Annotated in this window: 13 protein-coding genes; 9 read left to right on the forward strand and 4 right to left on the reverse strand. The window is 57.1% G+C overall.

Features of this window, described 5'->3' with window-relative positions; translation table 11 throughout:
• Positions 1 to 133: 133 nt before the first annotated feature.
• Genes ACMHLI_RS09990 through ACMHLI_RS10000 form a run of 3 tightly spaced genes read left to right on the forward strand, consistent with a single transcriptional unit; the run spans position 134 to position 4,847 of the window.
• Positions 134 to 1,432, forward strand: coding sequence for a TolC family outer membrane protein (locus tag ACMHLI_RS09990; protein WP_413529532.1), 1,299 nt, complete (start codon positions 134 to 136; stop codon positions 1,430 to 1,432).
• Positions 1,433 to 1,482: 50 nt separating this feature from the next.
• A complete protein-coding gene (locus ACMHLI_RS09995) occupies positions 1,483 to 3,660 on the forward strand; it encodes a type I secretion system permease/ATPase (RefSeq protein ID WP_413529322.1) in 2,178 nt (725 codons plus the stop codon).
• Between the two features lie 17 nt (positions 3,661 to 3,677).
• Positions 3,678 to 4,847, forward strand: a complete 1,170-nt coding sequence (locus tag ACMHLI_RS10000) for an HlyD family efflux transporter periplasmic adaptor subunit (protein WP_413529323.1) — start codon at positions 3,678 to 3,680, stop codon at positions 4,845 to 4,847.
• 439 nt (positions 4,848 to 5,286) lie between these two features.
• Here the strand turns inward: ACMHLI_RS10000 and ACMHLI_RS10005 are convergent, their stop codons facing one another.
• Together ACMHLI_RS10005 and ACMHLI_RS10010 are read right to left on the reverse strand one after the other, a co-directional pair.
• Positions 5,287 to 6,066, reverse strand: coding sequence for an ABC transporter substrate-binding protein (locus ACMHLI_RS10005; protein ID WP_413529324.1), 780 nt, complete (start codon positions 6,064 to 6,066; stop codon positions 5,287 to 5,289).
• A gap of 51 nt (positions 6,067 to 6,117) precedes the next feature.
• Entirely contained in the window at positions 6,118 to 7,272 is a 1,155-nt protein-coding gene (locus ACMHLI_RS10010) for a methionine aminotransferase (protein ID WP_413529325.1), read from the reverse strand.
• Between the two features lie 156 nt (positions 7,273 to 7,428).
• On the opposite strand from ACMHLI_RS10010, the gene ACMHLI_RS10015 reads away from it, so the two are divergent.
• The gene (locus tag ACMHLI_RS10015; RefSeq protein ID WP_413529326.1) at positions 7,429 to 8,391 is read left to right on the forward strand and encodes a LysR substrate-binding domain-containing protein; all 963 of its coding nucleotides are present in this window, start codon (positions 7,429 to 7,431) and stop codon (positions 8,389 to 8,391) included.
• Positions 8,392 to 8,403: 12 nt separating this feature from the next.
• On the opposite strand, the gene bioA is transcribed toward ACMHLI_RS10015, so the two are convergent.
• Positions 8,404 to 9,681, reverse strand: coding sequence for an adenosylmethionine--8-amino-7-oxononanoate transaminase (gene bioA / locus ACMHLI_RS10020; RefSeq protein WP_413529327.1), 1,278 nt, complete (start codon positions 9,679 to 9,681; stop codon positions 8,404 to 8,406).
• A 137-nt stretch (positions 9,682 to 9,818) separates the two neighbouring features.
• Here bioA and bioB point away from each other — a divergent pair, with 137 nt between their 5' ends.
• The 4 genes from bioB to bioD all read left to right on the forward strand — a co-directional run bounded on the left by bioB (position 9,819) and on the right by bioD (position 13,623).
• Positions 9,819 to 10,856, forward strand: coding sequence for a biotin synthase BioB (bioB, locus tag ACMHLI_RS10025; protein ID WP_112166958.1), 1,038 nt, complete (start codon positions 9,819 to 9,821; stop codon positions 10,854 to 10,856).
• Between the two features lie 3 nt (positions 10,857 to 10,859).
• The gene (gene bioF, locus ACMHLI_RS10030; RefSeq protein ID WP_413529328.1) at positions 10,860 to 12,011 is read left to right on the forward strand and encodes an 8-amino-7-oxononanoate synthase; all 1,152 of its coding nucleotides are present in this window, start codon (positions 10,860 to 10,862) and stop codon (positions 12,009 to 12,011) included.
• Positions 11,995 to 12,801 (forward strand): malonyl-ACP O-methyltransferase BioC, encoded by an 807-nt coding sequence (gene bioC / locus ACMHLI_RS10035; protein ID WP_413529329.1) that lies wholly within the window; start codon positions 11,995 to 11,997, stop codon positions 12,799 to 12,801. Before bioF ends, bioC begins: the two co-directional genes overlap by 17 nt.
• Positions 12,802 to 12,945: 144 nt before the next feature.
• Positions 12,946 to 13,623: a dethiobiotin synthase gene (gene bioD, locus ACMHLI_RS10040; protein ID WP_413529330.1), complete on the forward strand. Its 678-nt coding sequence runs from the start codon at positions 12,946 to 12,948 to the stop codon at positions 13,621 to 13,623.
• Positions 13,624 to 13,641: 18 nt separating this feature from the next.
• Here the strand turns inward: bioD and ACMHLI_RS10045 are convergent, their stop codons facing one another.
• Positions 13,642 to 14,352, reverse strand: coding sequence for an ABC transporter ATP-binding protein (locus ACMHLI_RS10045; protein WP_213052199.1), 711 nt, complete (start codon positions 14,350 to 14,352; stop codon positions 13,642 to 13,644).
• A gap of 989 nt (positions 14,353 to 15,341) precedes the next feature.
• Between ACMHLI_RS10045 and uvrB the strand changes: the two genes are divergently transcribed.
• The gene (gene uvrB, locus ACMHLI_RS10050) at positions 15,342 to 17,348 is read left to right on the forward strand and encodes an excinuclease ABC subunit UvrB (protein WP_413529331.1); all 2,007 of its coding nucleotides are present in this window, start codon (positions 15,342 to 15,344) and stop codon (positions 17,346 to 17,348) included.
• Positions 17,349 to 17,417 lie beyond the last annotated feature (69 nt).

A 17,417-nucleotide genomic window follows, 5' to 3' on the forward strand; every position in this document is an offset into this window, starting at 1 on the left:
CTGCTCCTCCCCCTTGGCAGGGGGAGGAGTTAAACCCATCTATCGGCGTAATTAAGTGGTGTCGGTAATGAAAAATAAGACAGTGGTATGGCTATTAAGCACATTGTGCGTGACAGGTTTAACAGGGAATCAGATGTTATGGGCGGCGGATAAACAGCCGGAATTTAACTGGCAGGCTGCGCCGACGGAAGAGATGCGCGCCAGCCTGTCGTTACGTGATGCGATTTTGCGGGCGTTCGCGCGTAATCCGCAAATTGCCGAGGCGGCGGCGCAAATTCGCGTCGGCAACGGCAATCTTGATGAAGCCAAAAGTGCGTGGTATCCGCAGATTTCCCTTCAGGGAACCGCGGGAAAATCTCACCAGACGGACTCGGCGGGCAGCCTGAGCAATAACGCCTCCGCCGGGATCCAACTCAGCCAGCTGCTGTACGATTTTGGTCGTACCGGCGGCAGTATCGATCAGCAGGAATACCTGTCTGACTCTTATCGCTATTCCCTTTACAGCACCATGACAGACGTCGCGCTCAGCACGATGCAGGCCTATCTGTCGGTCAAACGCTATCAGGCGCTCAGCCTTGCGGCCCGCGACAATATTGTCTCTATCGAACGTGTAAAAGACACCGCCAGACTGCGCGCCGATGCCGGGCTGAGTTCGCAGTCCGACGTGTTGCAGGCCGAAACCCGCATCGCCGGGATGCGCGCCACTGTCGAACAGTACCGCGCCCAGCAGCGCTCGGCGCAGGCGCAGCTGACGGTGCTGACCGGCGTGGTCTCCGATAATCTGCCGGACCTTCCGCAAAGCCTGCTTGATCAGAAAGTCACTCTCGACAAAATCCCCTATGAGAACAGCACGCTGGTGCGCGCGGCGCAGGCCAAGCAGCAGGCGGCGATCCAGCTGGTAAATCAGACCGAGGCGCAGCACTGGCCGACGCTGAAAATTCAGGCCGGTCGCACCCGTTACGAAAATACCGGCGGAGGCGGTTCCTACTGGGACGATCAGGTACAGCTGGCGGTGGATGCGCCGGTGTATCAGGGTGGCGCGGTGAGCGCCAAAGTGCGGGCGGCGGAAGGCCAGCGCCAGGCAGCGCAGGCGGATGTGGAAAAAGCCAAGCTCGATATCAACCAGAAAGCCTCGACCGCCTACGCCGACATGATCGGCGGCCAGCAACGTCAGGTGGCGGGCGAAGAGCAGTACGGCAGCGCCACACACACCCGCAGCGTCTATCAGGACGAATACAAACTCAGCAAACGCAGCCTGAACGATTTACTCAGCGTCGAACAGGACGTTTTTCAGGCGGATACCATGCGCATCGGCGCACTGTATGACGGATGGGACGCCACGGTGCGCTACGCCGCGGCGGTGGACAATCTGGTCGATATGTTAGGCATCGACCGCCAGAAACAAACCGGTGACACCATCCCGTCGCTGTAAAGGTCAGGCACGACGGGAATGACCCAGAAGCATTCGATAACGAGGTTGAAATGAGCAATGAAACAGCAACACCTTTGTCGATAGACGTCTGGATAAGCGCCATGGGGCGCGTGGCCGAATCCTTCGGTAAGCCTGCCGATCCGCTTTATCTTCGCCAGCAAATGCGCTGGTTCGAACATCAGCCATTGCGCCGTCAGCTCGATCGCCTCAGCGGCCTGATGGGTTTACAGGTCGGCATGGTCAGCTGGAGTCAGGTGCGCTGGCGCCAGGAAGTATTGCCCGCCGTGGTCACACTGGAACAGGGTGGCATTGCGGTACTGGAAAATCTGCACGATGACGGCACGGTCGATTACTGGCTGAGCGACGGCGGCGATTTACTGCGGTCGATGGAACTGGCGACAATGCTCGAACAAAGCACCGGCCCGGTCTTCTTAGTGGGCGTGGCACCGCGCGGGCGCGATCAGCGCATTGATCAGTTCGTGCAGCCGCACCGCAAACACTGGTTCTGGGAAAACTTTCGCGGATCAGGGCGGAAAATCGCCGAAATCTCACTGGCTTCGATCATCGGTAACGTGCTGGCGCTGGCCGGGATCCTGTTCTCAATGCAGGTTTACGACCGCGTCATCCCGGCGCAATCCTTCCCCACCTTATGGGTGCTGTTTTTCGGCGTGGTGCTGGCGGCGGGGCTGGAATATGTCATCCGCCTGATGCGCACGCTGGTGTCAGATCTGATGGGTAAACGCATCGACCTCAAAGTCTCCTCGCTGTTTTTTGTGCGGGCGATGAACATCAAAAATGACGACCGGCCAAAATCCACCGGTTCCTTTATCTCTCAGCTGCGCGAAATCGATCAGGTGCGTGAACTCCTCACTTCGACCACCGTCAGCGCTGCCGCGGATATGCCCTTCGTTCTGCTGTTCCTCGCCATTATGTTCTTTATCGGCGGCCCGCTGGTGATCATCCCGCTGCTGGCGATCCCGCTGATCGTCATTCCCGGCATTCTCATCCAGTGGCCGATGGCAAAACTGGCGAAAGAGGGGATGCGGGAAAGTGCGCTGCGCAACGCCGTACTGGTGGAAACCATCGAAGGAATCGAAGACATCAAAGCATTGCAGGCTGAAGCCTACTTTCAGCGTCAGTGGGAACAGACGCACGAAGTGAGCGCGGCGGTTGGCATGAAGCAGCGGCTGTGGGGCGCGCGCCTGACCGGCTGGGCCTCGACGGTGCAGCAACTGACCTACGGCGGTATGTTGGTGTTTGGCGTGTACCTGGTGCTGAGCGGCGATATCACCACCGGTACGCTGGTCGCCAGCAGCATGTTGTCATCCCGCACCATCGCGCCGCTGATGCAGCTGACCATGGTGTTCTCCCGCTGGCAGCACGCCAAAAGCGCTATGCACGGGCTGGATGAATTGCTGAAAAAACCCATCGACCGTCCGGCCGATGCCGAACTGTCGCACTGCCCGACGCTGAGCGGTCACTTCAACGTGCGCAATCTGCAATATACCTACGACAAAGAGAATGCGCCGAACGTACTCGGCATCGGCCAGCTGGAGATCAAACCGGGTGAGCGGGTGGCGATCCTTGGCAAAGTCGGCGCGGGGAAATCCACGCTGCTGAAACTGCTTTCCGGCCAGGCCAGCCCGTCGCAAGGCAAAATCCTGATCGACGGCGTGGACATGACCAAAGTCGAACCGGCCGATATCCGCCGCCAGCTCGGCTATCTGTCGCAGGACTCGCGCCTGTTCTTTGGCACGCTGCGACAGAACCTGATGCTCGGTTATCCGCATGCTACCGATCAGGAAATGTTGCAGGCGCTGCGCATCAGCGGCGCGCTGTCGATGGTGCAGGCCGACGCCTCCAGCCTCGATAAAGTGATTAATGAAGGCGGGCGCGGGCTTTCCGGCGGCCAGCGGCAAATGGTGATGCTGAGCCGCATGATCCTGCGTAATCCGCAGGTGGTGCTGCTCGATGAACCGACGGCGTCAATGGATGAAGCACTGGAAGAGTACGTCATCCGCCAGTTGCATACATGGCTGGTGGGACGGACGCTGATCGTAGTGACGCACCGTCCGGCGTTGCTCAAGCTGGTGGACAGGATCGTGGTGATGGACAACGGCCGCGTTGTGGCCGACGGGCCGCGTGACAAAATTCTGGCGACCGCCGCCAGCAATACGCCTGTACCTGCCGTTGCGGCAGCCACCGACAACCGACAAGGCGCAGCCTGAGCTGCTGAGGACACCGCATGGCACATTTAACATTGCACGATGAGCTGGAAGCCGAAAGTCGTAAAGTCTCGTGGATTATCTGGGCATCGCTCGCCAGCCTGTTGATCTTCTTCATCTGGGCGCGGTTCGCGGTGCTCGATGAAGTGACGGTCGGCACCGGTAAAGTGACGCCATCGAGCAAAGCGCAGCAGATAGACTCCCTCGACGGCGGCGTGATTTTAAAACTGCTGGTGCAGGAAGGCTCGGTGGTTAATCGCGGACAGCTGCTGGCGCAGCTCGACCCGACCCGCTCGCAGTCTAACTTCGGTGAAGCGGCCTCGCGGGTGCGCACGCTGCGTGCGTCCTCCGAACGTCTGAGCGCCGAACTGACCGGCGCACCGCTCAGGTTCAGCCCTGAAACCATGAAATCGCCGGAGCTGGTGGCGCGTGAGCGTCAGCTCTATTTATCGCGCAAGCAGAACCGCGATGAAACGGTCAGCAACCTCCAGCAGTCGCTGAAACTGGTGAATGACGAAATCAATATGACGCAGCCGCTGGTGGCCAAAGGCGCGGCGGGGCAGGTCGAAGTGATCCGTCTGAAACGTCAGGCCAGCGAACTGCGCGGAAAAATCGATGATGCGATTAACCAGTATGCAGTGCGTGCGCGCGAGGAGCAGGTGAAAAACAACGCCGATCTGGACGCGGAAATGCAGGTAATGGCCGGTAAGGAAGATCAGGTGACGCGCTCAGAGCTGTATTCGCCGGTGCACGGTATCGTTAAAGACATTCAGGTTTCCACCGTCGGCGGCGTGTTACAGCCGGGCGGCAAGCTGATGGAAATCGTGCCTATCGAAGACCAGTTGCTTATCGAAACCCGCATCAACCCGCGCGACATCGCCTACATCCGTCCGGGCTTACCGGCCACGGTGAAAATCTCGGCCTACGATTCATCGATTTATGGCGATCTCGAGGGCAAAGTCGAAGGCGTATCGCCGGACACTTTGCAGGATGAAGTAAAACGCGATCAGTACTATTACCGGGTCTACGTGCGAACGGACAAAGCCTTCCTGACCAACAAAGCCGGTCGTCAGTTCCCGATTGTGCCCGGGATGGTGGCCAACGTGGATATCAAAACCGGCCAAAAAAGTGTGCTGGACTATCTGATTAAACCATTGAATAAGGTGAAGGAATCATTGAGGGAGCGTTGATTATAAGTTTTGAACATCGGTTTGGGCTGGTTTGAAAGTCAACGTCGAGGTCAAGACCTTGGGCTCGCCGCCCAAACGGGCCCAGAGGACGCGTAAACGCGCGCCCTCTGGACTCTCGCGTTTTTTAAAACACGTGCCTTGCATCCCGGCTATGTTTCAGCCGCCGCAGCTATTGCCGCAAAATCCCGCCGCTGCGCGGTGCCCTCTGGTCGGGTTACAACCCGCGCAAAAAGACGCGCGGTTTTCCACCTCTCCCTCCGGCGTGATTTTTGAACGCGGCCAGGGGCTTTTTAGGTCACAACTTCGCCCGCTCGGATCATTTCAAAAAACCAAATACGTCGTGCAAATTTACTTTCTCTGTTTTTTAAATGGTGAGATGGCGCGATCAAAAAACCCTGCCGAACGGAGCGGCAGGGTTTTTACGCCACGCACTCGGTATTTACTTCACACTCACATCAATATCACCAAAGTATTTCTTCGACAGCGTTTTCACGGTGCCTTCCTGCTTCACTTTCGCGATGGCTTTATCGAGTTTCTCTTTGGTGGCGGTATCACCTTTGCGCAGGCCGAAGGCGATGCCGCTGCCGAGGATTTTATCGTCACGCACCGCGTCGCCGACAAATCCGTAATCTTTACCGTCCGGACGCGACAGGAAACCGGTCTGACCGGCCGGTGCCAGCACTAAGGTACCGTCCAGGCGGCCGGAGGAGAGGTCCAGATAGACCTGGTTTTGATCCTGATACGAGACGACATCGACGCCTTTCGGTGCCCAGTGTGCCTGTGCGTAACTTTCCTGAATCGAACCCTGCAATACGCCGATATGTTTGCCTTTCAGCGACGCCACGTCAGGCAGCAGGCCAGAATCTTTTTTGGCGATCAGTTTGCTGGGTACGCGATAAATCACGTCGGTGAAATCAATCGCCTGACGGCGTTTCTCGGTGACGTTCATCGCCGAGTTAATGGCGTCAAATTTGCGTGCCTGCAATCCTGCAATCAGGCTGTCGAATGAGGTATCAACCCAGTCGCATTTCAGGCTGGCGGCGGCGCAGACGGCGTTGCCCAGATCGATATCAAAACCCTGTAATTCGCCGGTGGCACTTTTGGATTCAAACGGCGGGTACTGCGCTTCCAGACCAAATTTCAGCGTGGAGCCGTCGGCCAGTGCAGAAAAAGAGGCCACGGCGCAGCCTAACAGTAATGCGATTTTCAATTTTTTCATTATTCACACTTCCCCAGCGTTATGTAGACAGATAAAAGTCAGTGAAAAGGCTCAGACGCGACACAGACGGCGGGCGCCTTCGTACAACGTGTCGTTATCTTTCGCGAAACTCAGGCGGATAAGCCCGGTGGGTTTGTTATTGCTGTAAAACGCCGACAGCGGAATGGTGGCTATCTGATGATCACGGATCAGACTCAGCACAAATTCGTCATCGGAGAGCGGGCTGAAATGGCTAAAACGCGCCAGCATAAAGAAGCTGCCACGGCTTGGCAGCAATTCAAACCGGGATTCGCTGAGCGCATCGGCCAGTAAATCACGTTTTTGCTGATAAAAATCCGCCAGACCGAGATAACTCTGCGGATCGGCCATCGCTTCGGCGAAAGCGACCTGCATCGGCGTGTCGGCGGAGAACATCATAAACTGATGCACTTTGCGGATTTCACTCATCAGTTCAGCGGGCGCAAGGCAGTAACCCACGCGCCAGCCGGTGACGTGATAGGTTTTGCCAAACGACGACACAATCACACTGCGCTCGGCCAGCTGCGGATGGCAGGCCATGCTCTCATGGCGTTCGCCATCAAACACCACATGCTCGTAGACTTCATCGGACAAAATAATGATGTCGGTGTTTTCGGTCAGCGCGGTCAGGCGCTCGATGTCGAAATCGGTAAAGATCGCGCCGGTCGGGTTGTGCGGGCTGTTGATGATGATCATCCGCGTGCGGCTGTTAATGGCGCTCGCCACCTGATCCCAGTCGATGCTGAAATCATCCATCGAAAGCGCAATCGCCACCGGCTTTGCGCCCTGCAGGCGGACAATTGGCGCGTAGCTGTCAAACGAAGGTTCGAAGTAAATCACCTCATCGCCCGGATGCACCAGCGCGCTGATGGCGCAATAGAGGCCTTCGCTGGCGCTGGCCATCACGGTGACTTCGGCGTCGGCATCGTAATGGCAGCCGTAGAGCGCATCGACTTTGGCCGACAGCGCGTGACGCAGTGCCGCCACGCCGCTCATCGGCGCATACTGGTTATGACCCTCGCGCATGGCTTTGGTCACGCTGTCGATAAGTGACGGCTGACAGGAGAAATTCGGTGCGCCCTGTGACAGGTTCAGTGCGTTGTGTTCGGCGCTCAGCTGGCCAATCACGGTGAAAATCGTGGTGCCGACGTCGGGTAATTTTGACTGCGGTAACAGTGCGCTTTTCATAGCAGGCTTCCCAATAAATCAGGCCAGACGGCCATAAGCGGGTTAAAACGGGTGTTCACCGATTAAGCAACAGTTCCCCTGTGCCGACAATAGAAAATTTGTCATACTCGGCATGATCACAGATCATGGCTTAATGACGATTTAACCGAGGTGCATGTGGCCCTTTCTTCCGAGTTGTCCCATCTGAATGCCCTGAATTTGCCGTCACTCAACGTGCTGAAAACCTTTGCCGTGGTGGCGCAGACGTTGAATCTGACCCACGCCGCGACGCTGCTGCACATCACGCAGGGCGCAGTAAGCCGGCAGATAACCGGGCTGGAAGTGTCGCTGGGTTATCCGTTGTTTTTACGCCAGGCACGCGGGCTGACCCTGACTCCGCGCGGCGCACAGCTGTTGCCGCCGGTGCAACAGGCGCTGGCGCTGATGGGCGAGGCGCTAAAACGCGTCGGTTCGCACCCGGACACGCTGCGCATCAAATGTCCGACTTGTTCGATGCGCTGGCTGTTGCCACGGGTGATCCAGCTGCAAAACGACCGGCCTGATATGCGGATCGAGTTAACGGCGTCCATTGCGCACGGTGTGGATTTCAGCAATGAGCATTTTGATGCGGCGGTGATTTTTGGGCGGCCGCCGGAATCCCAGCGGCGCGCGCATCATCTTTTTGATGAAGTGCTGACGCCGGTGTGTACGCCGGACTTTTTGCCGCGTCACAACGGGCGTACCGACGTGGGCGATTTAGCGGATAAAACCTTGCTGCACCCGACGCGGGATCGCCGCGACTGGCTGATGTGGCTGCGCGAAGAGGGCGTGCAAAGCCTGCCGTCAGCCAAATCGCAGCATTTTGATACGCTGGATCTGGCGATCAACTCAGCGCTGCAGGGCTATGGCGTGGCGATTGGCGATCTGACACTGATCGAAGATGATTTGCAGGCGGGAAGGGTGATCGCACCCTTCCCGCTGTGCGTGGCAAGCGGCGCGGCCTATACGCTGTTGTACCCGGAAAATCCGACGCCCGCGCTGACGGTGGCCATTGACTATCTCACCGAAGAAGCGCGGCTCAGCCGTGAAAAGCTGAACGCGCTGCTTTCGACGTCACACCGCCTGGTCAGCGCGGTGTAATTAAGGTCTGAATCAGTACAACGCAGCCAGCGCACTGGCAATCGCGGCGGTCAGCTGGCTCAGCTCTGCCGGTGAAATGATGTACGGCGGCATCAGGTAAATCAGCTTGCCGAACGGGCGGATCCACACGCCTTCGGCGACGAAGTGTTTTTGCAACTGCGCCATGTTCACCGGCTCACGCATTTCCACCACGCCAATCGCGCCGAGCACGCGCACGTCCGCCACCGCCGGGTGTTCCGCCAGCGGCTCCAGTTCGGTTTTCAACTGCTTTTCGATGCTAAACACCTGCGCCTGCCAGCGGTTCTCTGAGAGTAAGCGCAGGCTGGCGTCGGCGACCGCGCAGGCCAGCGGATTACCCATAAATGTCGGGCCGTGCATGAAACATCCGGCCTCGCCGTTGCTGATGACTTCCGCCACGTGGCGGGTAGTCAGCGTAGCAGAAAGCGTCATGTAGCCGCCGGTCAGCGCCTTGCCGAGGCAGAGAATATCCGGCGAAATTCCCGCGTGATCGCAGGCAAACAGCTTGCCGGTACGGCCAAACCCGGTGGCAATCTCATCGGCAATCAGCAGCACGCCGAAGTCATCGCACAGCTCGCGTACCCGCTTCAGGTAAGCCGGATGATAAATCCGCATTCCGCCCGCGCCCTGCACCACGGGTTCTAAAATCACGGCGGCGATTTTGCGGTGATGCTCTTCCAGCAGGCGGGCGAACGGCACGATATCTGCTTCATCCCACGCCCCGCCGAAGCGGCTTTGCGGCGCATCGGCGAACAGATGCTGCGGCAGATAACCCTGATACAAACTGTGCATCGAATTTTGCGGATCGCACACCGACATCGCGCCGAAGGTGTCGCCGTGATAGCCGTTGCGCAGCGTCAGCAGCGTCTGACGTTTCTCACCGCGCGCCTGCCAGTACTGCATCGCCATTTTCAGCGAGACTTCCACCGCCACCGAACCGGAGTCGGCCAGAAACACGCATTCCAGCCCGGCAGGGGTCATCTCCACCAGACGTCGTGACAGCGCAATCGCCGAAGGATGGGTGATCCCGCCGAACATCACGTGCGACATTTTGCCGATCTGTTCGACCGCCGCCGCATTCAGCTGCGGGTGGTTGTATCCGTGTATCGCCGCCCACCACGAGGACATGCCGTCCACCAGCTGGCGGCCATCGGCGAGTTGTAGCATCACGCCGGACGCCGATTCGACCGGATACGCGGGCAGCGGTTTGGTCATGGAGGTGTACGGATGCCAGATATGGCGCTGGTCGAATTCAAGATCGGCGGGGTTCATAAAAGATTCCTGCGGGTGCAAAGTTGTAAACTAAAAAATATAATTATCGTTGACCGTAAACTAAAACGAATCGAGAATGGTTGACAGTATACCGACCATAAAAACGTTCACGAAACATTTATTTTGGAGTTGTCGCGATGACCACCCGCACCCAATGGACGCTTGAGAAGACTCAGGCACTGTTTAACAAACCCTTCCTTGAGCTGATGTTCGAAGCTCAGCAGATCCACCGCCAGCACTTTGATCCGCGTCAGGTTCAGGTCAGCACGCTGCTGTCGATCAAAACCGGTGCCTGTCCGGAAGACTGTAAATATTGCCCGCAGAGTTCCCGTTACAAAACCGGGCTGGAATCCGAACGTCTGATGGAAGTTGAACAGGTACTGGAATCAGCGCGTCAGGCGAAGGCCGCCGGTTCGACCCGATTCTGTATGGGTGCGGCGTGGAAAAACCCGCATGACCGTGACATGCCTTACCTCGAGCAGATGGTGCAGGGCGTGAAAGAGATGGGGATGGAAACCTGCATGACGCTGGGCTCGCTAAATACCACGCAGGCGCAGCGTCTGGCCTCAGCCGGGCTGGATTTCTACAACCATAACCTCGATACCTCGCCGGAATTTTACGGCAGCATCATCACCACCCGCAGTTATCAGGAACGTCTGGATACGCTGGCGGAAGTGCGCGGCGCGGGCATTAAAGTCTGCTCCGGCGGCATTGTCGGCCTCGGTGAAACGGTCAAAGACCGCGCCGGTTTACTGATGCAGCTGGCAAACCTGCCGGTGCCGCCGGAAAGCGTGCCAATCAATATGCTGGTGAAAGTCAAAGGCACACCGCTGGCCGATAACGACGACGTCGATCCTTTCGATTTTATCCGCACCATCGCCGTGGCGCGCATCATGATGCCGCAATCCTACGTGCGCCTCTCCGCAGGCCGCGAGCAGATGAGTGAGCAGACGCAGGCGATGTGCTTTATGGCCGGTGCCAACTCGATCTTCTACGGTTGCAAACTGCTGACTACGCCAAACCCGGCGGAAGACAAAGATTTGATCCTGTTCGGCAAACTCGGTCTGAACCCGCAGGTGTTCGAAACGGAAATGGGCGATAACCAGCAGCAGGCCGCGCTGGCCGAACAGCTGGTTCACGCCGATACGCCGCAATTCTACAACGCTGCCGTCTGACCGATGAGCTGGCAAACGCGGATCGATGCCGCGATCTCCGCCCGTAAACAGGCCGCCGCATTTCGCGTGCGTCAGCCTAACCGTGGCGGCAGCGCGCGCTTTCTGACCCAGGGCGACCGGCGTTATCTGAATTTTTCGGGTAACGATTATCTCGGCCTGAGTCAGGACGCTGAAGTGATTGCCGCCTGGCAGCAGGGCGCGCAGACATACGGCACGGGCAGCGGCGGTTCCGGTCACGTTACCGGTTACAGCGATGCGCACGCGGAGTTTGAGGGGCAACTGGCAGCGTGGCAGGGGTATCCGCGCGCGCTGTTGTTTATCTCCGGCTTTGCGGCCAATCAGGCGATTCTGGCGGCGCTGATGCAACGCCAGGATCGCGTGCTGGCGGATAAACTCAGCCACGCGTCTTTGCTGGAAGCCGCCGCACACGCACCTTCGCAGCTGCGGCGTTTTCATCACAATCAGCCGGATTCTCTGCAAAGTCTGCTGGAAAAACCGGTGGCCGGTGAAACGCTGGTGGTGACCGAAGGCGTATTCAGCATGGACGGGGATGCTGCGCCGCTCGCCGGTTTGCACCGTTTGTCGCAGGCGCACGGCAGCTGGCTGATGGTGGATGATGCTCACGGCGTCGGGGTGATCGGCGAGCAGGGACGTGGCAGTTGCTGGCAGCAGGGCGTCCGCCCTGAGCTGCTGGTGGTGACCTTTGGCAAAGCGTTCGGATGCAGCGGAGCGGCGGTGTTGTGCGATGACGCAACGGCCGACTATTTGTTGCAGTTTGCCCGTCATCTGATTTACAGCACCGCGATGCCTGCCGCGCAGGTCTGTGCGTTGCAGGCGTCGCTGGCGCGGATCCAGCAAGACGACGGTCTGCGTGATAAACTGGCCGCCAATATTGCCCGTTTTCGCGCGGGTGCCGCCGGATTGCCGTACGGGCTGACCGGGTCACAGACCGCGATCCAGCCCGTTATCGTGGGTGAAAATCAGCCCGCGCTGGATCTGGCGGAAAGGCTGCGCGAGTGCGGGTTGTGGGTCAGCGCCATCCGTCCACCGACGGTGCCACCGGGCAGTGCGCGCTTGCGTATCACCCTGACGGCAGCGCACAGGCCGGAAGATATCGATTTTTTGCTGGAGTCCCTTCATGGGTGCAGTCACTGAATTAGTGAATAAACAAGCGGTGGCCGACGCGTTCAGTCGCGCCGCCATCAGTTATGAAAATGCCGCGCAGTTGCAGCGTGATGTCGGGGAGGAATTACTCTCTCTCGCCGCGCCGTACCTGAAGATGTATGAACTTGACGGCGTGAAAAACACCGTAGTGGATGCGGGCTGCGGCACCGGCTATTTCAGCCGCCACTGGCGGGCGCAGGGCAATCATGTCATCGCGCTGGATCTCTCCGAGGGCATGTTAACGCGTGCCCGCGAGCTGGATTCGGCCGACGAATATGTGCCCGGTGACATCGAGCGTTTGCCGTTCGCCGACAACTCCGTCGACATCTGTTTCAGTAATCTGGCCGTGCAGTGGTGCAATGCCTTGCCGCGCGCGCTGGAAGAAATGCACCGCGTCACCCGCAACGGCGGGCTGGTGATTTTCTCCACGCTGGCTGAAGGCTCGCTTAACGAACTGGCTGCCGCATGGATGAAAGTCGACGGGCGCCGCCACGTGAACAAATTTCTGACGCCGGATAAAATCGCCGAAGCCTGCGCGCCGTATCGCCATGAAGTCACTTTCAGCGATCACGTCGCCGAATTCCCTGACGTGATGTCGCTGATGCGATCTTTGAAAGGCATTGGCGCGACGCACATCAAAAACGGTCGCATCGGCGGGCTGGGCGGGCGAGAGCGTCTGCAATTGCTGGAGAAACATTACGTCCGCCGCGACGGCATCCTGCCGCTCAACTACCGGATGGTCTACGGCATTTTGCAGGTGGAAGAACTGATCCCACGTTAATCTACTCCTCCCCCTGCGAAGGGGGAGGTTGGGAGGGGGTTTTGCAGGCAACTTGAAAGCCAGAGTTGCCATTAATACCCCACCCCGGCCCTCCCCTTCGCAGGGGAGGGAGATAAACCAACTCCAGATTTGTTTAACTAAAACATGAAAAAATACTTTATTACCGGCACCGATACCGAAGTCGGTAAAACTGTCGCGACAAGCGCATTTTTACAGGCCGCAGCACAGGCCGGACACTCCACCGCCGGGTATAAACCGGTGGCATCAGGCAGTGAAATGACCGCCGAAGGGCCGCGCAACAGCGATGCGCTGGCGTTGCAGGCGTTCAGCACTGTCGGGTTGCGCTATGACGAAGTGAACCCGTGCACCTTTGTCGAACCCACCTCGCCGCATATCGTCAGCGAACTTGAAAAATGCCCCATCGACCCGGCTGTATTATCGGCAGGCCTGCGTCATCTCGAACCGTTGGCGGACTGGGTGGTGGTGGAAGGCGCAGGCGGCTGGTATACGCCGCTGACAGCTGACTATACCTTTGCCGACTGGGTAGTTGCCGAGCAACTGCCGGTGGTGCTGGTGGTGGGGATGCGTCTCGGGTGCATTAATCACGCCGTGCTGACCGCACAGGCTATCGCGCAGAGCGGTTTACCGCTGGCGGGATGGATTGCCAACGACGTTCAGGAAACGGGGAAGCATCATCAGGCTTACATGGATACGCTCACGCGTATGCTGCCTGCGCCACTGCTGGGCGAGATCCCGTACCTGAGTGTCGGACCGGACGTCAATCTTGGGCAATATCTCAGTCTCGACCGTCTGAGTAACTAAAACCGTCAAAAACAGACATCAGAAGGTCAGATAGTTTTTGACCAGCGTATCGTCGAGCTGTGCCAGCGTGCCCTGCGCGACGTTTCGCCCGCCGTCGACCAGACAAAACCGGTCAGCGACGCTACGAATGAACGGCAGCTTGTGGCCGACCAGCAGCAGCGTCAGGCCGAGGTCGCGATTGAGCCGGTGAATGATGTTCCCCATATTCGCCGCCATCGCCGCGCTGGTGTGCTCGGTCGGCTCATCCAGGATCAGCAGTTCCGGCTGCTGAACCAGCGCCCGGCTGATGGCCAGCTGCTGTTGCTGGCTCTCATCAAGCTCACCCGCCTTGCGTGAACCCATTTCCTTAAGTACTGGAAACAGGTCGTACACCTGCTCAGGCACGCGACGCGTCTTATTGCGGCTGGACATCATGGCAATTTGCAGATTTTCATCGACGCTCATCTGCGAAAAGATCTGTCGCCCCTGCGGCACGTAGCCAATTCCCATTTGCGCCCGGCTTTCTACCGGCAGATTGAGCAAACTTTGCGGTTCTTCATTGGCCGACTGCCAGAAGATCGCACCGCTTTTGACCGGCAGATGCCCCATGATGCAGTTAATCAGCGTCGTTTTGCCGACGCCGTTTCGCCCGATTAAACCGGTGCATTGCCCGCGGTAAAGTTCGAGATTGATATCCCACAAAATGTGTTTCTGACCGTAATACTGGTTAACCGATTTTACACTTAACATCAGACCTCCCTCGCTCACGGAGCGTTCCGCTGAACTTCACTTTGACGGCCACTGTCATTTTTCTGACATTTTTATTCCACTGTTCACGCCTTCTGCAGGGGAATGCTTCATAAAATCTCTCACAGCAGGGAATTTGCAACTCTCAGGCCAAGTTTCATAAAGCAGAATAAAAAGAGAAGTTACGGGGGTGTTAACGCTACGGCGGGCGGGGATTTCGGATTATTCATAAGCGTTGCTCAGGTTTTGATGTCGCTCACAGTGCATATGGAGAATAGCGCTGCACTTTGCCAGTGCCGGTCTCACTGATTTTGGTGCAAAGGATCCGGTGCGGGAATGTTTAAAGATCCTTTAGATCGTACTTTTTGATTTTTGCAAGAAACATCAGCACTGTAATTTAGGCAAAATAGGCATAAATGAGGAGATAAAAAAGATAAAAAATAACTAAAAAAGACCACTCAGAGGCCTGAATTGCCTGAAGGATGTTTTTTACCAACTCCCGCTGTGCGCGGCGTGCTGTGAGTTATCCACTATTCCTGTGGATAACCTTGTGCATGAGAGTGAGAAAAGATGCTACAGACGAGACGGGACGGGGGTTGCGCTCGGTTTGCCCGAATTCGCGGCTTTTTAATGATGTTCTTTTTTATCAAATGGTTAGTTAAAAGCAATACGGCCCCAATTCGTTCGCACTGACAGTGTCAGTTTTCGTCAACCTGTGGTCAGTAAGTTAACAGATGATAAATTTTGGGGAGGAATGTCATCTGATGGTGAAAAAACCGTTTTGCCGATAACCTAAAAAAGTGCAGGTACGCCAACCAGTTAAACGCTGTGTGAGGAATAGTCATTGGAGGCTGGTTTTATATACAGTATTATAGTGGCGGCAAAAATCAGCAGTGGCAAAAAATGAGGAGTCTTCCATACTGATCCTCCGCCCCAGGTCCTGTTTTTGCCAATGGTCTTGTGCGTCTTCTTCTTCAGTCAGGTAGCCCGTCATGAGTAAAGTGTTCAAACTGCATTCCGAATTTAAACCGTCAGGCGATCAGCCTGAGGCAATCCGTCGTCTGGAAGAAGGGCTGGAGAACGGTCTGGCGCACCAGACGTTGCTTGGGGTCACCGGCTCCGGCAAAACCTTTACCGTGGCGAACGTCATTGCTGACCTCAACCGTCCGACGATGGTGCTGGCGCCGAATAAAACGCTGGCGGCGCAGCTTTACGGCGAGATGAAAGAGTTCTTCCCGGAAAACGCCGTTGAATACTTTGTTTCTTACTACGATTACTACCAGCCTGAGGCGTATGTCCCAAGCTCGGACACGTTTATCGAAAAAGATGCCTCGGTGAACGAACATATCGAGCAGATGCGTCTTTCTGCTACTAAAGCCCTGCTGGAACGCCGCGATGTGATCGTGGTGGCGTCGGTATCGGCGATTTACGGTCTGGGCGATCCGGATCTGTATCTCAAAATGATGTTGCACCTGACGAAGGGCATGATCATCGATCAGCGTTCGATCCTGCGCCGTCTGGCCGAGCTGCAATATGCCCGTAACGATCAGGCTTTCCAGCGCAGTACGTTCCGCGTACGCGGTGAAGTGATTGACGTCTTCCCGGCGGAATCAGACGATCTGGCGGTACGCATCGAGCTGTTTGATCAGGAAGTCGAGCGGCTGTCGCTGTTCGATCCGCTGACCGGTCAGGTTCAGCATGAAGTGCCACGTTTCACCATCTATCCGAAAACGCACTACGTCACTCCGCGCGAACGTATCGTGCAGGCGATGGAAGACATCAAGGTGGAACTGGCCGACCGGCGCAAAGTGCTGCTCGGCAATAACAAACTGCTGGAAGAACAGCGCATCAGCCAGCGCACGCAGTTTGATCTTGAAATGATGAACGAGCTGGGTTATTGCTCCGGCATCGAAAACTATTCGCGTTATCTTTCCGGACGTGGTCCCGGTCAGCCGCCGCCAACGCTTTTTGACTATCTGCCAGCCGACGGCCTGCTGATTGTCGATGAATCCCACGTCACCATTCCGCAAATCGGCGGGATGTACAAAGGCGACCGTTCGCGCAAAGAAACGCTGGTGGAATACGGCTTTCGTCTGCCGTCGGCGCTCGATAACCGTCCGATGCGCTTTGAGGAATTCGAAGCCGCCGCGCCGCAAAGTATTTACGTCTCCGCCACGCCCGGCACCTATGAGATGGAAAAATCCGGTGGCGACGTCGTCGAACAGGTGGTGCGTCCGACCGGTCTGCTCGATCCCCTGATCGAAGTGCGGCCGGTGACCACTCAGGTTGATGACCTGCTGTCGGAGATCCGCAAACGCGTTTCCATCAACGAGCGTGTGCTGGTCACCACGCTGACCAAGCGCATGGCTGAGGATTTGACCGAGTATCTGGAAGAACACGGCGAGAAGGTGCGTTACCTGCACTCTGACATCGATACCGTGGAGCGCGTGGAGATCATTCGCGATTTGCGTCTCGGTGAATTCGACGTGCTGGTCGGCATTAACTTGCTCAGAGAAGGGCTGGATATGCCGGAGGTTTCGCTGGTGGCTATTCTTGATGCCGACAAAGAGGGCTTTCTGCGTTCTGAACGCTCGCTCATCCAGACCATCGGCCGTGCGGCGCGTAACCTCAACGGTAAGGCAATTTTGTACGGCGACCGGATCACCAAATCCATGGCGAAAGCCATCGAAGAAACCGAGCGTCGCCGCGCCAAACAGGAACAGTACAACCTCGATAATGGCATCACGCCGATGGGGCTGAACAAAAAGATTTCCGATATTCTGCAACTCGGTCAGCCGAAGACCAAAAAGAACAAAGACAAGCGGGATGCCGAAGCGGCGCAAACCTTCAAATCGCTTACGCCAAAAGCGCTGGAGCAACGCATCAAGGAGCTGGAAAGCAAAATGTATGCGCATGCACAAAATCTGGAGTTCGAAGAGGCGGCCAATACCCGCGACGAACTGCACGCCCTGCGCGAACAGTTTATCGCTGTGTCCTAAACCCTCAGGCGCGCGGTGTCAGCAGCGAACAAAAGTGCTAGACTGCGCGCCCTGAATTTTGTTGAGCGA

This window comes from Rahnella inusitata, from assembly GCF_965118895.1.
GTDB classification, from domain to species: domain Bacteria; phylum Pseudomonadota; class Gammaproteobacteria; order Enterobacterales; family Enterobacteriaceae; genus Rahnella; species Rahnella inusitata_A.

Coding starts and splice junctions, on each gene's coding strand:
- bioA (WP_413529327.1), bottom strand. CDS start 9,681: ATGAACCCCGCCGATCTTGAATTCGACCAGCGCCATATCTGGCATCCG.
- bioF (WP_413529328.1), top strand. CDS start 10,860: ATGAGCTGGCAAACGCGGATCGATGCCGCGATCTCCGCCCGTAAACAG.
- ACMHLI_RS10000 (WP_413529323.1), top strand. CDS start 3,678: ATGGCACATTTAACATTGCACGATGAGCTGGAAGCCGAAAGTCGTAAA.
- bioD (WP_413529330.1), top strand. CDS start 12,946: ATGAAAAAATACTTTATTACCGGCACCGATACCGAAGTCGGTAAAACT.
- bioB (WP_112166958.1), top strand. CDS start 9,819: ATGACCACCCGCACCCAATGGACGCTTGAGAAGACTCAGGCACTGTTT.
- uvrB (WP_413529331.1), top strand. CDS start 15,342: ATGAGTAAAGTGTTCAAACTGCATTCCGAATTTAAACCGTCAGGCGAT.
- ACMHLI_RS10010 (WP_413529325.1), bottom strand. CDS start 7,272: ATGAAAAGCGCACTGTTACCGCAGTCAAAATTACCCGACGTCGGCACC.
- ACMHLI_RS10005 (WP_413529324.1), bottom strand. CDS start 6,066: ATGAAAAAATTGAAAATCGCATTACTGTTAGGCTGCGCCGTGGCCTCT.
- ACMHLI_RS10045 (WP_213052199.1), bottom strand. CDS start 14,352: ATGTTAAGTGTAAAATCGGTTAACCAGTATTACGGTCAGAAACACATT.
- ACMHLI_RS09995 (WP_413529322.1), top strand. CDS start 1,483: ATGAGCAATGAAACAGCAACACCTTTGTCGATAGACGTCTGGATAAGC.
- ACMHLI_RS09990 (WP_413529532.1), top strand. CDS start 134: ATGTTATGGGCGGCGGATAAACAGCCGGAATTTAACTGGCAGGCTGCG.
- bioC (WP_413529329.1), top strand. CDS start 11,995: ATGGGTGCAGTCACTGAATTAGTGAATAAACAAGCGGTGGCCGACGCG.